This is a genomic window from Nocardia sp. NPDC102475, assembly GCF_055584605.1.
In genome coordinates this window covers 87,739-105,533 of the sequence record NZ_JBVJLS010000004.1, presented here as the reverse complement: position 1 = coordinate 105,533, position 17,795 = coordinate 87,739, and the positions used below count along the sequence as shown (strand labels likewise).

The window sequence follows — 17,795 nt, the reverse complement described above, 5'->3', positions numbered from 1 at the left end:
GGTCGCCCTAGCCGATCGGATGGTGGACGGTGACCAGCTTGGTGCCGTCCGGGAAGGTGGCCTCGACCTGCACGTCCTGGATCATCTCCGGCACCCCGTCCATCACATCGGCACGCGTGAGGACCGTTCGCCCCGAAGACATCAGCTCCGCGACCGTGCGCCCGTCGCGCGCACCCTCGAGCACATGATCGGTGATCAGCGCGACCGCCTCCGGATGGTTCAGCTCGAGCCCGCGCGCCTGCCTGCGCCGGGCCAGTTCGGCCGCGTAGCTCAGCAACAGCCGTTCCTGCTCGTGCGGCGACAGTCGCATCCGGGCTCCTCAGCGCTCGTGGATCGGGTGACGGTAATTCTGGCACGCCCGTTCCGGGAACGCCGATCAATCCCGTGCGGGCAGGTTCTGCAGCCGGACCTGACCGCGCGCCACCGTGCGACCCTCGCCATCGGTCAGCACGACCTGCCACAGCTGCTGCAGGCGGCCGCGGTGCAGCGGCGTCGCCTCGCCTAAGACCTTGCCCTCGCGGACCGAGCGCAGGAAGTCGGTGTTGTTGTTCACCCCGACCACGGTGCCCTTATTGCCCTGGGCGTTGTACCAGACCCCACCGCCGACGCTGGCCAGCGTTTCGACGACCGTGCAGTACACGCCGCCGTTGACAATGCCGGCCAGCTGCAGCAGCTGCGGCCCCGCGGTCAACTCGCCGCGCACCCGATCCGGCGTGACCTCGGTGAATTCGAGGCCGATCAGATCGGTGAAGGTGTTCTTGCTGAGCTCGGTCATCAGCTCGGGCGTCACGTCGGCCAGCGACTCGATCTGGGCAACTTCCTGCTGTGTCATGCATTCACCTTGACACAGGGCGTCCAGGCCCTCGCACGACGGCTACTTCCCGGCGTTCGGTCGCGAGACAGAGCGGCGGGCTCCACACGCACATGGAGCCCGCCGCGGCAGTGGATCGGGGGTTCTCGGCAGCCCTCCGGAACACTCGGCCGATCCCAACGCCGAAATTACTATAGGTCAGGCTTACCTAAGTAAGCAACTCCTGCCGCTCGGACTCTGCATGCGGTGGCGCATTCGACCAAGGCCATGGACGTCCAGACACTTTCTGCCATAACCCATTCCACGCACGACTAGCGCCGCGATCGTCGACATGGCCCGACGAACCGGCTCGGCACGCAACCGGCAACCATGGCGATTCATCGCGGTGACCACCGAGACGCTGCGGGTAGCAGTCGAGCAAGCCGCTCACCTGATAGGGCCTACCGAACCAGGCACCCCATAACGCGTCGCACCGGCAAACCACGCTCTTCCAGCGTCGACAGCAACCCCTCACCCCGGCGCGCACCGATCAGCGAATCCGTCCGCGCCAGATCCGGCACGTAAGTGGCCGCACCGACAATGGATTCACCGACCAACGACCAGAATCGACGCTCGCCGAGCCCTGCGCAGCCCGCCAATGTCCGCTGGATCAACCGCAACGACGGCTCACACCGATGCACGAGCCAGACGTACATCGCCCGCTCGCACGGCAACGTGACGACCCCGGCCTCTCCTGCAAGCCGATCACCGTCGAGCACCCGAATCGTGGTGTCCGCCAAGCCCGCCCAGTCGATGCCGCCGTCATTGTCGGTGTGCAGCCACAGATTCTCGAGACCGGGATCCCAGACCCGCCCCTCGGCCACCAGCAGCGCGACCACCCGGCCGATCACCGCGTGGATCAGCGCGGTAGCCACCACCTCGGCGGCGGTATCGGCGCTGATCATCTCCGCGGCATGCCGCCGATACATCAGCTCGATCCGCCCCTCCCGCAATCCGTCGGCCAACCGCCACCAGCGCCGTTTGCCCTGCTCGGACATGGCGGCCACCGCATATACCCGCGGATGTTCGGGCTGCAACGAGCGCAACCGGGCACAGGCCCTGCCGAATGCCACCTGGGACTGGCGAGGCATATAGGTCGTGACTGGCTCGGACATCGAACCTCCTCGGGTCGGCTCAGTGATGGGTCGGATCGAAAAGATAGGTTAGGCTTACCAGACCTAGCAATCGGACACCAGATATCGAGTCAGGAGTAGTTCGTCGCCGTGACGGCATCAGGCACCATCGCGCAGGCGGCGCGACGAACGAATACGGCGCGCCGTCGCCGGCTCGGACTCGTCGCGTTGACCGCACTGCTCCTCGTCGCCACCGTGGCCAGCATCGCCATCGGCACCCGATCACTGTCCCCCGGCACCGTCTACGACGCCGTGCACAATGCCCTCAGCTGCCCAGGCGGGCCGTTCACCTGTCCGGCCGGGTCGACCGCGGAGGAGATCGTGCGCGGACTTCGCCTGCCGCGCACCGCACTCGGGCTTGTCACCGGGCTCGCACTCGGCATCGCGGGTGCGCTGATCCAGGGCTATACCCGCAACCCGCTCGCCGACGCGGGCCTGCTCGGCTTGAACGCGGGCGCGGCCTTCCTCGCGGCACTGAGCATTTACCTGTTCGCGCTGACCGCACCCGAGCAATACATCTGGTTCGCTTTCGCGGGGGCGCTGATCGCTGGGCTGGTGGTGTTCGGTGTGTCCGCGATCGGCGGCGGCAAGGCGAGTCCGCTCAGCCTGGTGCTGGCCGGCGCCGCGGTGACCGCATTCCTGCAGGCGATGACAAATGCCATTGTGCTCATGGACAATGCTGCGCTGGACACTTACCGATTCTGGGTGGTCGGCACGGTGAACGGGCGCGACGCCCAGGTGTTCTGGCAGGTGCTGCCGTTCTTGGCGATCGGCGTTGCGCTGGCCGTCGCGGCTGCACCGGGCCTGAATCTGCTGAGCCTCGGTGACGAGGTCGCGCGCGGACTCGGGGTGCATATCGGAGGCAGCCGTGCGCTCGGCCTGGCGGCGATCGTATTGCTGTGTGGTGCCGCGACAGCGGCGGTCGGCCCGATCGCATTCATCGGATTGATAGTGCCGCATGTCGCAAGGGTTTTCACCGGCCCCGACTATCGCTGGCTGATCCCGTACTCCGGACTGCTCGGTGCAGTGCTGCTGCTCGTCGCCGATGTGGTCGGGCGAATTGTGGCGCGACCGGGCGAATTACAGGTCGGCGTGACGATCTCGGCCCTGGGTGCACCGTTCTTCATTCTGCTCGTTCGTCGCAAGAAGTTGGTGAGCCTGTGAGGGAGATGTCACAGCGATCGCCGCGCACGAATTCGCGGGCGACCGGGGAGCATCCGTGAGCGAACGAATCATGGACGAAATCTCTGCGCAGAACACCGCGACCGGGCCCAGCGGTACTCCGCCGGCAGCGCCGTTGCGCCGCATCCGCCCCGCCCTGCGCCTCGGTCCGGTGTCGATTGTGTTGCGCCCCACCATGGCGCTCATAGTTCTGGCGCTCGCCGCGACCGTGCTCACACTGTTCTGCCTCGATATCGCTTTCGGCGACACCCACATTCCGATCGGCCGAGTACTCGATGTGCTCAGCGGGGGCGGCACTCGATCCCAGCGCTTCATCGTGCTGGAGTCCCGATTGCCGCGTGCGCTCACCGCCGCGGTCGTCGGTGCGGCACTCGGCATCGCGGGTGCGATCACCCAATCGATCCTGCACAACCCGCTCGCCGCACCGGATATGCTCGGCATCACCACCGGCTCGAGCCTCGGCGCGGTCGCGGTACTGGTCGGAACCGGCGGCGCGACAACGGGACTCGCCGCCAGCGTCGGCACACCACTGGCAGCGCTGACCGGTGGTCTGCTCACCGCGGTCGTGATCTACCTCCTCGCCTGGGGTCGCAGCGTGACCGGCGACCGCGGCGTCACGCCGATGCGATTGGTGCTGATCGGCATCGGTATGAACGCATTGTTGTTGTCCGGCATCAGCTTTCTGCTCACCCGCGCCAGCCTGCAGGATGCCGCCCGCGCGCAACTCTGGCTCAATGGCTCGCTCAACAGCGCGGACCGCACGAAACTCGTCCCGGCCGCGCTGGCCCTGGCCATCGTCGTCGTGGTCGCGGTGGGCTCCGCGCGAACCCTTGCCGCACTCCGTCTCGGCACCGACACCACCCGCGTGCTCGGCGTGCGGATCCAGACCCAGCAGACGCTATTGATCGGCGCGGCCGTCGTGGCCGCGGCCGTCGCCACGGCGGCTGTCGGCCCGGTCACTTTTGTGGCGCTCGCCGCACCGCAGATCGCACGCCGACTACTGCGAACTCCCGGCGAACCACTCATCGGCTCCGCGCTCATCGGTGCCATCCTGGTAGTCGGCGCGGATGTGGCCTCGCGCACGCTGTTTCCGGTCGATCTGCCGGTCGGTGTGGTGACCGCCGCCTTCGGCGGACCGTTCCTGCTCTACCTGCTCGTGCGTATGAATCGGAAGGCGACCCTGTCATGACCAGCGATACGCGGCTCTCCGCACAGGAAGTCACCCTCGGCTACGGCGACCGCATCATCGTCGACGGACTCGATATCGATATCGCACCCGGCGTCGTCACCACCGTCATCGGCCCCAACGGCTGCGGCAAGTCGACCATGCTGCGCTCGCTCGGGCGGCTGCTGCGTCCGCGACAGGGTCGAATCCTGTTGGACGGCAAGGCGATTTCGACGATGAAGACCAAGGATGTGGCACGCATCATCGGCATGCTCCCACAGTCTCCGGTCGCGCCCGAGGGGCTCACCGTCGCGGATCTCGTTGCGCGCGGGCGTCATCCGCATCAGTCCTGGATCCGGCAGTGGTCGGCCACCGACGAGGCCCAGGTCATGTCCGCACTCGCGGCGACGGGCATCGCCGACCTGGCCGATCGCTCACTCGACGAGTTGTCCGGCGGTCAGCGCCAGCGCGCCTGGATATCCATGGCACTGGCCCAGGGCACCGATATCCTGCTGCTCGACGAGCCGACCACCTACCTCGACCTCGCGCATTCGGTCGAGGTACTGGATCTGATCGACCGGCTGCACGACGACCTCGGCCGCACCGTGGTGATGGTGCTGCACGATCTCAACCTGGCCATTCGCTACAGCGACCGACTCATCGTCATGCGCGACGGACGCATCGTCGCCAAGGGCGCGCCCGCCGATATCATCGATGTCGCCCTGCTGCGCGAGGTCTTCGATCTCGACGCCTCGGTCCTCGAGGATCCGGTCTCGGGCCGTCCGATGATCGTGCCCATCGGAACCCGGCACGTTTTGCCCGGGTATGACAAATGACACACCAGCTATCAGGCAGTTACGACGGGGTGTAGTACGCAATTGTGTCGTTGAGTCCGTAAACTTGTGGAATGGCAGGACTTGGTGAACTCGAGAAAGCGGTCATGGACCAGCTGTGGTCCAGTGACGAGCCGCAGACCGTACGGCAGGTACACGAGGCTTTGGCCGCCCGCCGTGAGCTCGCGTACACCACGGTGATGACGGTGCTGCAACGGCTGGCGAAGAAGAATCTGGTGGTCCAGCGCCGCGACGACCGCGCCCACCGCTACGCCCCGGTGCACACCCGTGACGAACTGGTGGCCAGCTTGATGGTCGACGCATTGCAGCAGGCCGATGTGGCGGGCAGCCGTGCGGCGGCGCTCGTGCATTTCGTCGAACAGGTCGGCAGGGACGATACGGACGCGTTGCGGGAAGCACTCGCTAAGCTCGAGGCATCCGAAGATACTGCGCCACCGAAGCAGTAGTCTTGGGATCCTGGCCTCACAACGAGGTGAGACCCTGGCCCCACAACGCAGTGAGCTGAGTCGATGAACGCAACCGCGCCGGTCTTCGCCGGTCTCGCTTTGCTTCTCGCGGGGCCTGCCCCAGCGCTGCTGAGCCGCGCGACCTGGCCGTATCGGACTCCGCGCGCCGCGCTCGTGTTATGGCAGGCCATCGCGCTCGCCGCCGTGCTCAGCGCATTCGGCTCGGGCCTGGCCATCGCCGCCCAACTACTCGTCCCCGGACCGAACGGTCGCCCGACCACCTCCCCGGCCCGGGAAATCGACGCGCTCGGACTGCCGCTGTGGCTGGCCTATGTCTTCGTCTTCGCGCTGACCCTGCTGGTCGGCGCGCGACTGATGTACGCGATCGTGCGCGTCGGCGTGCACACCCGCAGGCGCCGGGCGCGCCACCGCATGCTGGTCGATCTGCTCGACCAGAGCGGACCGCAGCGCCGCGCCGCCGATATCCGGGTGCTCGCCTCGACCGAGCCGATCGCCTACTGTCTGCCCGGCCTGCGCCAGCGGGTCGTACTGAGCGAAGGCACGCTGACCAGCCTGCAGGACGCCGAGGTCACCGCCATCGTCAGCCATGAGCGCTCGCATCTGCGCGCGCGGCACGATCTGGTGCTCGAGGCGTTCACGGCGGTGCACGAGGCCTTCCCCCGGGTGGTGCGCAGCAAGGCCGCGCTCGGATCGGTGAAGCTGCTGATCGAACTGCTCGCCGACGACTCGGCGGTGAAGGTGACCGGCCCGAAGCCGCTGGCCCGCGCGCTGGTGGCGTGCGCCAAATCCACCGCTCCGCAGGGCGCGCTCGCCGCCGGCGGGCCGACCACCCTGATCCGCATCCAGCGCCTGGGGGGCCGGATCGGCGATATTCGGGTGGCCTCGGCGGCATATCTGGGGTCGGCGGCCATCCTGGTGGTCCCGACCATGGCCGTCGCGGTACCCTGGCTGGTCGAACTGGATCGACTGCTGCGTAACTGATTCCTCCGGTTCTCCCCGACACACCCGGTCCTACCGCATTCCGATGACCGGGCCCAACCATCTCGGCGGCACCACGCGTGCCCGGATCCGCCAGCGCCGAGACATGAAAGGCACACAACACCGTTGACCTCCTCCACCCCTGCCACCACCTTCGCGGAGCTGGGCCTACCCGCCGTGCTCGTCCAGGCGCTGCGCCGCGACGGCATCGAGGCCCCGTTCCCGATCCAGGCCGCGACCGCGACCGATGCGCTGGCGGGTAAGGATGTGCTCGGACGCGGCCCGACCGGCTCCGGCAAGACCCTGGCCTTCGGGCTGCCGATGCTCGCGCTGCTCGCGGGGGCCCAGGCCAAGCCTGGTCGTCCGCGCGGCCTTGTACTGGTGCCGACCCGCGAACTGGCGGCTCAGATCGAAAAGGCGCTGGACAATGTGGCACTGTCGCTCGGGCTGCGGATCGCCTCGGTGGTCGGCGGCGCGCCGATCAAGCGACAGGCCGACCGGCTCGCACGCGGTGTCGACCTGCTCATCGCCACGCCCGGGCGGCTGGAAGACCTGATCAACCAGCGCTCCGCCGACCTGTCCGAGGTGCGGATCACCGCACTGGACGAGGCCGACCACATGGCCGATATGGGCTTCCTGCCCCAAGTCACCAAGCTGCTCGACCGGACGCCGAAAGATGGTCAGCGCCTGCTGTTTTCGGCCACCCTCGACGGTGAGGTCGACAAACTGGTCAAGCGCTACCTGCGCTTCCCGGTCACCCATTCAACCGCGCCACCCTCGGCCTCGGTCGCGACGATGTCGCATCACCTGCTGTACCTGCGCAAGGCCGATAAGCGCGAGATCACCGCGCAGATCGCCGCCCGCGACGGGCTGACCATCATGTTCGTGCGCACCAAACACGGTGCGGACCGGCTCGCCAAGCAGTTGCGCGCGGCCGGAATCGCTGCAGGCGCGCTGCACGGCGGGAAGGCACAGAACAACCGCGTGCGGACGCTGGCCGCATTCGCCGACAATACGACTCCGGTGCTGGTGACCACCGATGTAGCCGCGCGCGGTATCCATGTGGACGGGATTTCCCTTGTCGTGCACGTGGATCCGCCCGGGGAATCCAAGGCGTACCTGCATCGCGCGGGCCGCACCGCCCGTGCCGGTGAGGACGGCGTCGTCGTCACGCTGGTCACCGAGGAGGAACGCACCGAGGTCGAGAAGATGACCCGCAAGGCGGGCGTCGATGTCGACGGCGTGCAGGTCCGTCCGGGCGATCGGCGCCTGATCCAGATCACCGGCGCGAAGCAGCCCTCGGGCGTACCGATCGTCGCGGCGAACTCGGCGGTCACGGTGGGTGACGAGGGTGAGTTGAACGTCGGTAGGTCGAGCCGCCGGTCTGGTCCGGGTTCCGGCGGTCGTGGTCGCGGCACACGGTCGGACGGTGCGGGCTCAGCCGGTGCCGGGCGGCGTGGTGCCGGTGCTGGTGCCGGTTCGAGTGGTCGCGCCGGAGGCGCGAAGAAGTCCTCGGGTGGTTCGTCGAGCTCCACCGCGACTTCGAATCGGCGCAGTGTCGCAACGTCGGGTCGGGGGACGACGGCCGCCCCTGCCACGGGTCGGACCACAGCAGCGGCGACGGCTGCCCCCCGCCGGAGCGCCGGGTCGGCGAACACGGCTCTGGGGCGGACCGCGAGCGCGGCATCGGCCGCGCCGGGTCGGGCTGCCGGGTCCGCCAAGGCAGCCCACGGAACGGGCTCATCCGCGCGCGCTACGTCTGCCGGCCATGGCGCAGGGGCCACTTCCGGTCGTGGCGCCGGAACCGGTCGCACCGCTGCGACCAGCGGCGACACGCCCGGGCGCACGCGTCGACGCGCCGGGCGAGCACAGGGGGTGCCGGGCGGCCGCAATCGCGGGGCAAACTGACCAGGTGGCGAATCATCAGGTGGGTGCGGTCGTCTGCGCACTGATCGGGGCATTGCTCTTCGCGGTGGCCGCGGTCGCGCAGCAGCATGCGGCGGCCGCGGTTCCCGAGGACGAGTCGCTCATGCGTTCACTGCTGCGCAATCCGCGCTGGTGGGGCGGAATCATCGGGGATGCGGGCGGTTACGCCATGCAGGTCGCCGCACTCACTCTGGGTGCGGTGCTGCTCGTCCAGCCGATTCTGGTGAGCATGCTGGTCTTTGCGCTCCCGCTATCGGCCCGCATCAACCGCCGCCGCATCACCCCGCGCACCTGGGCGACCGCCGTCGCACTCGCGGCAGCCCTTGCCGCCTTCTTGATCATCGGCGATCCGACCGAGGGCAATACCAATGCGCCCCTGCGTGATTGGATCCCGCCGCTCGCCGCCCTGCTCGGTGTGCTGGCAGTGGCCGTCGTCGTCGGCCTCGGGACCTCCGACCCGACTCGCCGCGCACTCCTGTTCGGCACCGCGGGCGGCGCCCTGTTCGGTCTGGCCGCCGCGCTCACCGAGTACGTGACCGAACTCTTCGACGGCGGCCTCATCCACGTGCTGGGCAGCTGGCAAACCTGGGCCCTGGTGGCCTCCGGTTTGATCGGCCTCTATCTCCAGCAACGCGCCTTCCAATCCGGCCCCCTCGTCGCATCGTTGCCCGCCGTCACCATCGCCGAACCGCTGGCCGCCGCCTTCATCGGCATTACCGTCCTCGACGAACGCCTCCGCACCGACCACATCGGATTCACGGTGATCACCGTCGCCGTAATCATCATGTGCGCGACCACAATCCAACTCTCCCGCGCCCAAGCCGACGCGTGACACGCACGACTCGAGATCAGATGAACACCGGCGCATAGGGAATGCTGGGTGATTGCACGGAACTCCGGCGCACCGGTTAGAATCGGTTAAGTGCAGTTTCTCCCTGGTCATCAGCCGCCGTACGACCTGACCTACGACGACCTCTTCCTCGTCCCGAATCGGACGGATGTCGCGTCACGGTTCGACGTCGATCTTTCGACCGCAGACGGGTCCGGCACCACCATTCCCATTGTCGTCGCGAATATGACCGCGGTCGCCGGACGCCGGATGGCCGAGACGGTCGCCCGTCGCGGCGGCATCGTCGTCCTACCGCAGGATCTTCCGATCGCCGCGGCATCGGAAACCATCGCCTTCGTCAAGAGCCGTTCGCTTACCGCCGATACCCCGGTCACGCTGGATCCGGAGCGTTCGGTCTCCGAGGCCGTCGCCCTGATGCACAAGCGCGCCCACGGTGCCGTGGTCGTCGTCGACGGCGGTAAGCCGGTCGGTGTGGTCACCGAGGCGTCCTGCACCGATGTCGACCGGTTCGCCCGGCTGCGCGATGTAGCGGTCACCGATTTCGTGCAGGCGCCGGCCAGCACCTCGCCGCGCGATCTGTTCGACCTGCTCGAGGCCGAGCACGCGCAACTTGCCGTGCTCATCGCCGAGGACGGCGGCCTCGCCGGTGTGATGACTCGCACCGGAGCCATCCGCGCCGGCATCTACCAGCCCAATGTGGACGCCAACAACCAGTTGCGCGTGGCCACCGCGGTCGGCATCAACGGCGACGTGGCGGCCAGGGCAAAGGCGCTCGTCGACGCGGGCGCGGACCTGCTCGTCATCGATACCGCTCACGGCCACCAGGCCAAAATGCTCGAAACCCTCAGCGCCATCCGCGATCTCGGCCTCGGTGTGCCGCTGGTCGCGGGCAATGTGGTCTCCGCGCAGGGCACCCGCGATCTGGCAGCGGCGGGCGCGGACATCATCAAGGTCGGTGTCGGCCCCGGCGCCATGTGCACCACCCGCATGATGACCGGCGTCGGCCGTCCGCAGTTCTCCGCAGTGGCCGAATGCGCCACCGCCGCAAAGGAACTCGGCGTGCACATCTGGGCCGACGGCGGGGTCCGGCACCCGCGCGACGTCGCTCTCGCACTGGCCGCGGGCGCGTCCAACGTGATGATCGGTTCCTGGTTCGCCGGCACCTACGAATCCCCCGGCGACCTGCGCGTCGACCGCGACGGCAATGCCTACAAGGAAAGCTTCGGCATGGCCTCCAAGCGCGCTGTCGCCGCCCGCACCGCCACCGACAGCGGCTTCGACCGCGCCCGCAAGGCACTGTTCGAGGAAGGTATCTCCAGCTCGCGCATGCGCCTGGATCCGGAACGCCCCGGCGTCGAGGACCTCATCGACCACATCTGCTCCGGCGTCCGCAGCGCCTGCACCTACGCGGGTGCCCGCAGCCTCACCGAGTTCCACGACAAGGCCGTGCTCGGCGTGCAATCGGCCGCAGGATTCGCCGAAGGCCGCCCGCTGCCGAGCGGCTGGTAGACCGCTCAGCGTGGATAAAAGCTGAGCCGTCCTGCCCCAGCTGACCCCGACGGAGCGAGTCTTACGAGCGACCGTTCGCGGCCCGTCTCGCATCCGAGGGGCCGAAGCGCATGCGCCGCAGGCGCGAGTCTCGGCCCCTCGGATGCGAGACACCCGGGGGCCGCGAACACGCCGCGCCGCAGGCGCGGCCAATCAGACACAGCAATACCGGCCCACGCGGGCACGCGCGTGGGCCGGTAGCATAGTGGTTGCCGGTTTCCGGTTACACAAACCCATTCGCCGAGAGGAACAAGTTGTCACCCGCGTCCGAGGGCGCCGCACAGGAGGGCTCCTCTACCGAGCCGGGTGACAAACCCGGCGCCCTCCTTCCCACAGCCGCCCGATCCGATTCAGCTCATCGCATGTCTCGCAGGTGGTGCTGACGATGTCCGTCGTGCTCACCGTGCTCAGCCTGATGGGGTTCATCGCCCTCACCGTCGGCACCGCGTTGTTCGTTGCCGCCGAATTCTCGCTCACCGCTCTGGAACGCAGTACCGTCGAATCGCATGTGCGCACGGTCGGGGACGCCCGCTCGCGCATGGTCCGGCAGGCGCACACCACATTGTCGTTCCAGCTCTCCGGAGCCCAGCTCGGTATCACCATCACCACGCTGATCACGGGCTATATCGCCGAACCCGTCCTGGCCCGGCTGCTGTCGCCGCCGTTCACCGCGCTCGGTCTGAGCGAGGGTGCGGCGCACGGTATCTCGCTCACGCTGGCATTGCTGCTCGCCACCTCGCTGTCGATGATCTACGGCGAGCTCGTGCCGAAGAACATCGCGATATCGAAGCCGCTCGGCACCGCCCGGGTGACCGCGGGCCCGATGATCGCCTTCTCGGTGGTGTTCAAGTGGATGATCCACTTCCTCAACGGCACCGCGAACTGGGTGGTCCGCCGCCTCGGCGTGGAACCGGCCGAGGAGCTGCGTTCGGCGCGCTCCCCGCAGGAACTCGGCTCGCTGGTGCGCACCTCCGCACTGCGCGGCGCGCTGGACCACCGCACCGCGCAGCTGGTCGATCGCTCGCTGCAATTCGGTGAGCGCAGCGCCGAGGAGCTGATGACACCGCGGGTCAAGATCGAATCCCTGGACAAGTCCGACACCATCGCCGATCTGATCGCGGCCGCCAGCCGCACCGGTTACTCCCGGTTCCCGATCATCGACGGCGATCTGGACAACACCCTCGGCGTGGTGCACGTCAAACAGGCGTTCACCCACGCGGCGAATGTCCGCAACACCATCCCGCTGCATCTGCTCGCCCGGCAGGTCCCGATCGTGCCCGCCAGCCTCGACGGCGACGAGGTGCTCGAGCGGGTGCGCGCCGACGGCATGCAGGTCGCGCTGGTGGTCGACGAATACGGCGGCACCGCGGGCATCGTGACCATGGAGGATCTCATCGAGGAAATCCTCGGCGATGTCCGCGACGAGCACGATGAGGAAGAACGCGATGTCCGCCGGGTCGCCGACGGCTGGGACTGCTCGGGGCTGCTACGCATCGACGAGGTCTCCCGGGCCACCGGCTACGACGCGCCGGACGGCGAATACGAAACCCTCGGCGGTCTGGTACTCACCCAGCTCGGCCGTATCCCGGTTACCGGTGATGAGGTGGTACTGCCGAATCCGCGGTCCTCGCATCGCTATCCGAACGACGATGACGGAGGCTGGATCGCCAAGGTCGAACGGATGGATGGGCGGCGTATCGATCGGATCCGGCTGGTCCCGGTCGCGGCCGCCGTACTGAAGGAGAACAGCCATGGGTGATCTCCTCGGTGTGCTGTTGACGGTGGTGCTGCTGGCTTGCAATGCCTTCTTCGTCGCCGCCGAATTCGCGCTCATCTCGGCCCGCCGTGACCGGCTCGAGGCGCTCGCCGCACAGGGGAAGCGCAAGGCGCACACGGTGATCCGGGCCGGTGAGAACCTATCCATGATGTTGGCCGCCGCGCAGCTCGGCATCACCATCTGCTCGATCCTGCTCGGCCGGGTCGGCGAACCCGCGGTGGCGCATTTGCTGGAGGTGCCGTTCGAGCTGGTCGGCCTGCCCGAACAGCTGCTGCATCCGGTGGCCTTCGCCATCGCGCTGGCGATCGTGGTGATCCTGCACATTCTGTTCGGCGAGATGATTCCGAAGAATATCGCGCTGGCCGGACCGGAACGCAGTGCGCTGCTGCTGGTTCCGGTGCATCTGATGTGGTTGCGCTTGGCGCGTCCACTCATCGCCCTCTACAACCTGGCGGCGAATCTGTCGCTGCGCATGTTGCGGATCGAGCCGAAGGATGAGCTCGAGGCGACGGTCTCGAGTGTCGAGCTCGCCGAGATGATCGGTGAATCCCGTTCGGAGGGCCTGCTCGACGAGGAGGAGCACCGCCGCCTCACCCAGGCGCTCGGCACCTCCGATCGGGTGGTGGGCGATGTGATGGTGCAGCTGGCGACGACCCGCTCGGTTCCGTTGCGCGGCAACGGCACCACGCTCGGCGATATCGAAACCGCGGTCGCCGAAACCGGTTTCTCCCGGTATCCGGTGCGCGCGAGCGACGGCTCGCTGGTCGGGTATCTGCATGTGAAGGATGTGCTCGACAAGGTCGCCGACGAAAGCGCCGGACCGAATACACCCATCCCGCGCACGGATATTCGTCCACTGCCGACGGTGAGCGCCGGTACGCCCCTGTACGAGGCGCTGGCCCGGTTGCGCCGCACCAACTCCCACCTCGGCCGTGTCGTGGACACTCACGGAAATACGGTGGGCATTGTGGCGCTGGAGGATCTGGTGGAAGAGTTCGTCGGCACCGTGCGCGACGGGACGCACCGGGTGATCGAATGATCGTGCTGGCCGAGTCCGAGTGGCGGACCAGTGCCGCCGCGCACCGGGCTCGGCTGGACGAGCTCGTCGGACCGTATCTCGAGCGGCGCGCGGCGGGGTCGTCGCATCCGGTGATCGACTTCCTGTTCACCTACTACGGACACAAGCCCGCCCAATTGCGGCGCTGGCACCCAGGATTCGGTGTCGCATTGGCGGGCGCGCGGGAGTACGACGGGGCTCGCGGGTATCACCGGCACGACACGCGTTCCGGCGCGGGTGTCCATACCGCCGACCCCGCGTTTATCGGGCGGCGTCGCGACACCGTCGAGTTCATCGCAAAACTGCTGCGCGCCACGGCATCCCGCCCGGCACAGCTGTCCTGCTTCGGCCTGCACGAGTGGGCAATGGTGTACAAAACCGACGAGGTCCGCCACCAACAGGTGCCGCTGCGCCTGGGCAGCACCGGCACCGATACGGTCGTCGAATCGATGTCTCTGCGCTGCACCCACTTCGACGCGTTCCGCTTCTTCACCCCGGACGCGGTCGGTCGCAACGCGGAACCGTTGACCCGCGCCGACCAGGTCGCCCGCGAGCAGCCCGGCTGCCTGCACGCCAATATGGACCTCTACAAATGGGGTTTCAAACTGACCCCGCTCATCTCTTCCGACCTGCTGCTCGACTATTTCGAATTCGCCTGCGCCGCACGCGAACTCGATATGCGCGCCAGCCCGTACGACCTCACCGACTACGGCTACGAGCCGATCCGCATCGAAACACCGGTGGGGCGTGCCGAATACGTCCGGGCGCAGTCGGCATTGGCCGAGCGGTCGACGGGACTCAGACAGTCCCTGCTCGACGTCTGCACATCACTGCTGACAGGTGAGACCGAGGCACTGACCGCCAGCTGAGCTTCGCGGCGGAACATGTCAATTACCTGGCATTTTCGCCAAAACTCAGCTGTAAGTAACTGCCCGTTACTACCATTCAGTCAGTTCATACTCCGTCTGAGTCGGCGCGGCCTGTGCCCATGATGAGGAAAGTTGGGATGCAATGATGCACCCGAAGCTGAGACTGTGTCGTGCCCGGCCCTTGGCCTTGTTCGCCACCACGATCGTGGCCGCAATGATGGTGCCCAGCACCGCATCGGCCGATCTGCAATCCGATATCGCCACCGCGGTCCAGGAATTCTTCGATGTCGGCCGGACCTCGGTACCCCGGGCGGACTGCGGGCCGGGATCGATGCCGGAAACCGGGCTGCAGGGCGATGTTTCGGCCGCCGACCGCGACAGTCGGCGCAGCACTCAGGGCTACACCTGCAATATGTCGATGGTCGGCAATTACGCCGGACGCGGCGCGGGCATCACCTCCACCAGCTTCGATCATTGCGCCTACCTGGGTTCGTTCTTTCCCGGCGACCTGATCAGCGAGGGCCGCGGCGTCCAGGTGCTCGACGTCTCCGATCCGGCGCACCCGCGCCCGACGGTCACCCTGACCGAACCCGCGATGCTCGCGGGCACCTGGGAGAGCCTCAAGGTCAATACCGAACGCAAACTGCTCGTCGGGACCGGTGTGCCGGTCGGCGAGGGTGTCGGCTATCTGTCGGTCTACGACGTCTCCGATTGCGCGTATCCGAAGCTGCTCAATCCGGGGCCGGGCACGAATCTGCTGATGCCGCTGCCGATCACCACACACGAGGGCGGCTGGTCCCCCGACGGCCGCACCTACTGGGCCTCGGGCGTCGCCCCCGGTTTCGTCAGCGCGGTCGATCTCACCGATCCGACCGATCCGCATGTCATCTGGCAGGGGCTGACCGGAATCGAGGCGCACGGCTTCGGCATCAGTCCGGACGGCAACCGCATGTACCTTTCCGCGCTCGGCGGATTCACCGTGCTCGATATCAGCGCGGTTCAGCGCCGCGATCCCAACCCGCAGGTCACCCATATCGGCCGCACCTTCTGGACCGACGGCTGGGCCACCCAGCACAGCATCCCGGTGACCTATGACGGCAAGCCCTACCTCTACACCGTCGACGAAGGCGGTTCCGGCGGTGTGAAACTCATCGATATCTCCAACGACACAGCACCGAAGGTGGTCGGGAAGGTGAAGCTGGAGATCAACCTGCTGCAGAACATCGACAGCAATATCGGTAGTTCGATGGGCGGTTCGGCCTTCGCCTACGAATCGCACTACTGTGCCGCCGACCGCCCGGACAACCCCACCGCCCTCGCCTGCGGTTGGATCTCCTCCGGCATCAGGATTTTCGATGTCCGCGATCCGCACGATATCCGCGAGATCGCCTACTTCAATCCACCCGCACGAACCGGCCAGAACCTGAGCCTGTGGAACTCACCGCATGCACTCGCGTCGATCATCGGTGTGCCGTTGATGAGCACACCACCGGCCGCACGCGCGGTGTTGGAGGGTCAATTCAATCCCCTGGACGCGCTTACCCCGCGCACCGGCAACCTCGCCTTCGGCGATGTCTCGACCGACTGGTGTTTCTCGCCGCCGGAGTGGCGCGGCAACCAGCTGTATGTCGCCTGCTCCGATAACGGATTCATGGTGCTGCAACTGGAGAACGGCGCTTATACGGTGCCCGAGAATCAGCAATCGACCGTCGGGTCGTAGCTGTGTCCCGTTGGTTCCGAGTCGCGGCGCTCGCCTCGGTTGCGTTCGTCCTGGTTGTGCTCGGCGCGGCGCTGCGGCCGCTCGTATTGCCCGAACAGCATACGACCGCACCGGTTCTCAACGCGGTCGAGATCGGATTCGCGCAGGATATGATCGCGCATCATCAGCAGGCGCTGATCATGGTGCAGCGCTTGGATCGTGATGCGAACCCGACCGTGCTGCGGCTGGGACAACAGCTTTCGGACGCGCAGCGCATCGAGATCGGGACCATGCTCGGGTGGCTGCGGCTGGCCGATGCGTCGCCGCTGTCGTCGCATCCGATGGCGTGGATGCACGCCGATGCGGCTGTGTCGCAACATCATCCGAGTGCGGGTCGGTCGAGCGGCGATGCGATGCCGGGTATGGCGACAGCCGCCGAACTCGACGCCCTGTCCGCAGCCCGCGGTCACAATGCCGAAATACTGTTCCTGCAATTGATGTTTCGTCATCATCAAGGCGGACTGGTGATGGCTCGTGCCGCCGACGAGCTTCTGACCTCGGGCCCGGTCAAGGAAACCGCGCGCTCGATGTTCCAGAGCCAGAGTCAGGAGGCCGGTGTGATCAGCGTGCTGCTCACCCAACTCGGCGGTAAGGCCACGCAATAGCCGACCCGGTACGGTCGATCCAGATCGACGGCACAGAAAGGCGCGAGCGACCCGTGATCCAGACCGAGACAGTCACCGTCCCCGAATACGTGCACGGATATCCCGGCGTCGCGTTCGGCGGCTACGTCGCGGGCCTGCTGGCGGGCCCGTGCGAGGCCACCGAGATACGCGTCGACTTCCGTGCCAGGGTGCCGCTGGAGACCCCGATGTCATTGCGCCCCACCAGATCCGGTGGATATACGCTGACCGATGCCGACGGCGCGTTACTCGCCGAATCCACTCCGGCGGTGCTCACCATCGATCCACCGCCCGCCCCGAGCTGGGCCGAGGCGAAGGCCGTCACCGACGCGGCCATAGTGTCGCGCCGCGTCACCGACTGCTATGGCTGCGGCGCCGCCTGCGCACCCGGCCGCGGCCTGCGCCTGCTCACCTGGGACACACCGGATCACGATCTCGTCATCGCCGCCTGGACTCCGGATCCCGGCCTGGCCGACGAATCCGGCCGACTCCCACCGGCAGTCGTCTGGTCCGCTCTCGACTGCCCCGGCGGCTGGACCGCCATGCGAAAACAAGGTATGAGCTTCGGCGGCGTAACCGCGGCCCTCACCGCCACCCAACTCCACCCCGTCTACCCCGACTCCCCTTACATCTCCTGCGCCTGGCCCATCAGCCACCAAGGCCGCAAACATACGGTCGGCATCGCCCTCGCCACGTCCTCCGGCGATCTCTGCGCCGTAGCCGAAGCCCTCTGGATCGAACCCAAACCCTGAACCAG

17 protein-coding genes and 1 pseudogene are annotated in these 17,795 nt (G+C 67.3%); 15 read left to right on the top strand and 3 right to left on the bottom strand.

The window, feature by feature from the left end; translation table 11 throughout:
• Positions 1-7: 7 nt before the first annotated feature.
• Positions 8-310: an urease subunit gamma gene (locus tag ACZ60G_RS08690; protein WP_465808556.1), complete on the bottom strand. Its 303-nt coding sequence runs from the start codon at positions 308-310 to the stop codon at positions 8-10.
• A 66-nt stretch (positions 311-376) separates the two neighbouring features.
• Positions 377-775: a PaaI family thioesterase gene (locus ACZ60G_RS08685; RefSeq protein WP_465809147.1), complete on the bottom strand. Its 399-nt coding sequence runs from the start codon at positions 773-775 to the stop codon at positions 377-379.
• Positions 776-1,109: 334 nt separating this feature from the next.
• Between ACZ60G_RS08685 and ACZ60G_RS08680 the strand changes: the two genes are divergently transcribed.
• Positions 1,110-1,274, top strand: coding sequence for a nitroreductase family protein (locus ACZ60G_RS08680; RefSeq protein ID WP_465809145.1), 165 nt, complete (start codon positions 1,110-1,112; stop codon positions 1,272-1,274).
• On the opposite strand, the gene ACZ60G_RS08675 is transcribed toward ACZ60G_RS08680, so the two are convergent.
• Positions 1,252-1,965: a hypothetical protein gene (locus ACZ60G_RS08675; RefSeq protein WP_465808554.1), complete on the bottom strand. Its 714-nt coding sequence runs from the start codon at positions 1,963-1,965 to the stop codon at positions 1,252-1,254. The genes ACZ60G_RS08680 and ACZ60G_RS08675 overlap by 23 nt on opposite strands.
• A gap of 108 nt (positions 1,966-2,073) precedes the next feature.
• Here ACZ60G_RS08675 and ACZ60G_RS08670 point away from each other — a divergent pair, with 108 nt between their 5' ends.
• The 14 genes and pseudogenes from ACZ60G_RS08670 (at position 2,074) to ACZ60G_RS08605 (ending at position 17,790) form a co-directional block, all read left to right on the top strand.
• Positions 2,074-3,147 (top strand): FecCD family ABC transporter permease, encoded by a 1,074-nt coding sequence (locus tag ACZ60G_RS08670; protein ID WP_465808553.1) that lies wholly within the window; start codon positions 2,074-2,076, stop codon positions 3,145-3,147.
• Positions 3,148-3,217: 70 nt separating this feature from the next.
• Positions 3,218-4,354: a FecCD family ABC transporter permease gene (locus tag ACZ60G_RS08665; RefSeq protein ID WP_465809144.1), complete on the top strand. Its 1,137-nt coding sequence runs from the start codon at positions 3,218-3,220 to the stop codon at positions 4,352-4,354.
• A complete protein-coding gene (locus ACZ60G_RS08660) occupies positions 4,351-5,166 on the top strand; it encodes an ABC transporter ATP-binding protein (RefSeq protein ID WP_465808551.1) in 816 nt (271 codons plus the stop codon). The genes ACZ60G_RS08665 and ACZ60G_RS08660 overlap by 4 nt, the downstream gene beginning before the upstream one ends.
• Before the next feature lie 71 nt (positions 5,167-5,237).
• Positions 5,238-5,630, top strand: coding sequence for a BlaI/MecI/CopY family transcriptional regulator (locus ACZ60G_RS08655; RefSeq protein WP_040689937.1), 393 nt, complete (start codon positions 5,238-5,240; stop codon positions 5,628-5,630).
• Between the two features lie 63 nt (positions 5,631-5,693).
• Positions 5,694-6,632, top strand: coding sequence for a M56 family metallopeptidase (locus tag ACZ60G_RS08650; protein WP_063037376.1), 939 nt, complete (start codon positions 5,694-5,696; stop codon positions 6,630-6,632).
• Between the two features lie 123 nt (positions 6,633-6,755).
• Positions 6,756-8,099: pseudogene (locus ACZ60G_RS08645) on the top strand (DEAD/DEAH box helicase); the annotation flags it as partial.
• A 442-nt stretch (positions 8,100-8,541) separates the two neighbouring features.
• A complete protein-coding gene (locus ACZ60G_RS08640; RefSeq protein WP_465808549.1) occupies positions 8,542-9,387 on the top strand; it encodes a DMT family transporter in 846 nt (281 codons plus the stop codon).
• A 90-nt stretch (positions 9,388-9,477) separates the two neighbouring features.
• Positions 9,478-10,914, top strand: a complete 1,437-nt coding sequence (locus ACZ60G_RS08635) for a GuaB1 family IMP dehydrogenase-related protein (protein ID WP_465808547.1) — start codon at positions 9,478-9,480, stop codon at positions 10,912-10,914.
• A gap of 424 nt (positions 10,915-11,338) precedes the next feature.
• Entirely contained in the window at positions 11,339-12,712 is a 1,374-nt protein-coding gene (locus ACZ60G_RS08630) for a hemolysin family protein (RefSeq protein ID WP_465808546.1), read from the top strand.
• Complete coding sequence (locus tag ACZ60G_RS08625) at positions 12,705-13,769, top strand: hemolysin family protein (protein WP_465808544.1); 1,065 nt, start codon at positions 12,705-12,707, stop codon at positions 13,767-13,769. Before ACZ60G_RS08630 ends, ACZ60G_RS08625 begins: the two co-directional genes overlap by 8 nt.
• A complete protein-coding gene (locus ACZ60G_RS08620) occupies positions 13,766-14,656 on the top strand; it encodes a 3-methyladenine DNA glycosylase (RefSeq protein ID WP_465808542.1) in 891 nt (296 codons plus the stop codon). The genes ACZ60G_RS08625 and ACZ60G_RS08620 overlap by 4 nt, the downstream gene beginning before the upstream one ends.
• Before the next feature lie 214 nt (positions 14,657-14,870).
• Entirely contained in the window at positions 14,871-16,376 is a 1,506-nt protein-coding gene (locus tag ACZ60G_RS08615) for an LVIVD repeat-containing protein (RefSeq protein ID WP_465808540.1), read from the top strand.
• A 2-nt stretch (positions 16,377-16,378) separates the two neighbouring features.
• The gene (locus ACZ60G_RS08610) at positions 16,379-17,020 is read left to right on the top strand and encodes a DUF305 domain-containing protein (RefSeq protein ID WP_465808538.1); all 642 of its coding nucleotides are present in this window, start codon (positions 16,379-16,381) and stop codon (positions 17,018-17,020) included.
• A gap of 53 nt (positions 17,021-17,073) precedes the next feature.
• Positions 17,074-17,790: a hypothetical protein gene (locus ACZ60G_RS08605; protein ID WP_465808537.1), complete on the top strand. Its 717-nt coding sequence runs from the start codon at positions 17,074-17,076 to the stop codon at positions 17,788-17,790.
• The last annotated feature ends 5 nt before the right edge of the window (positions 17,791-17,795 follow it).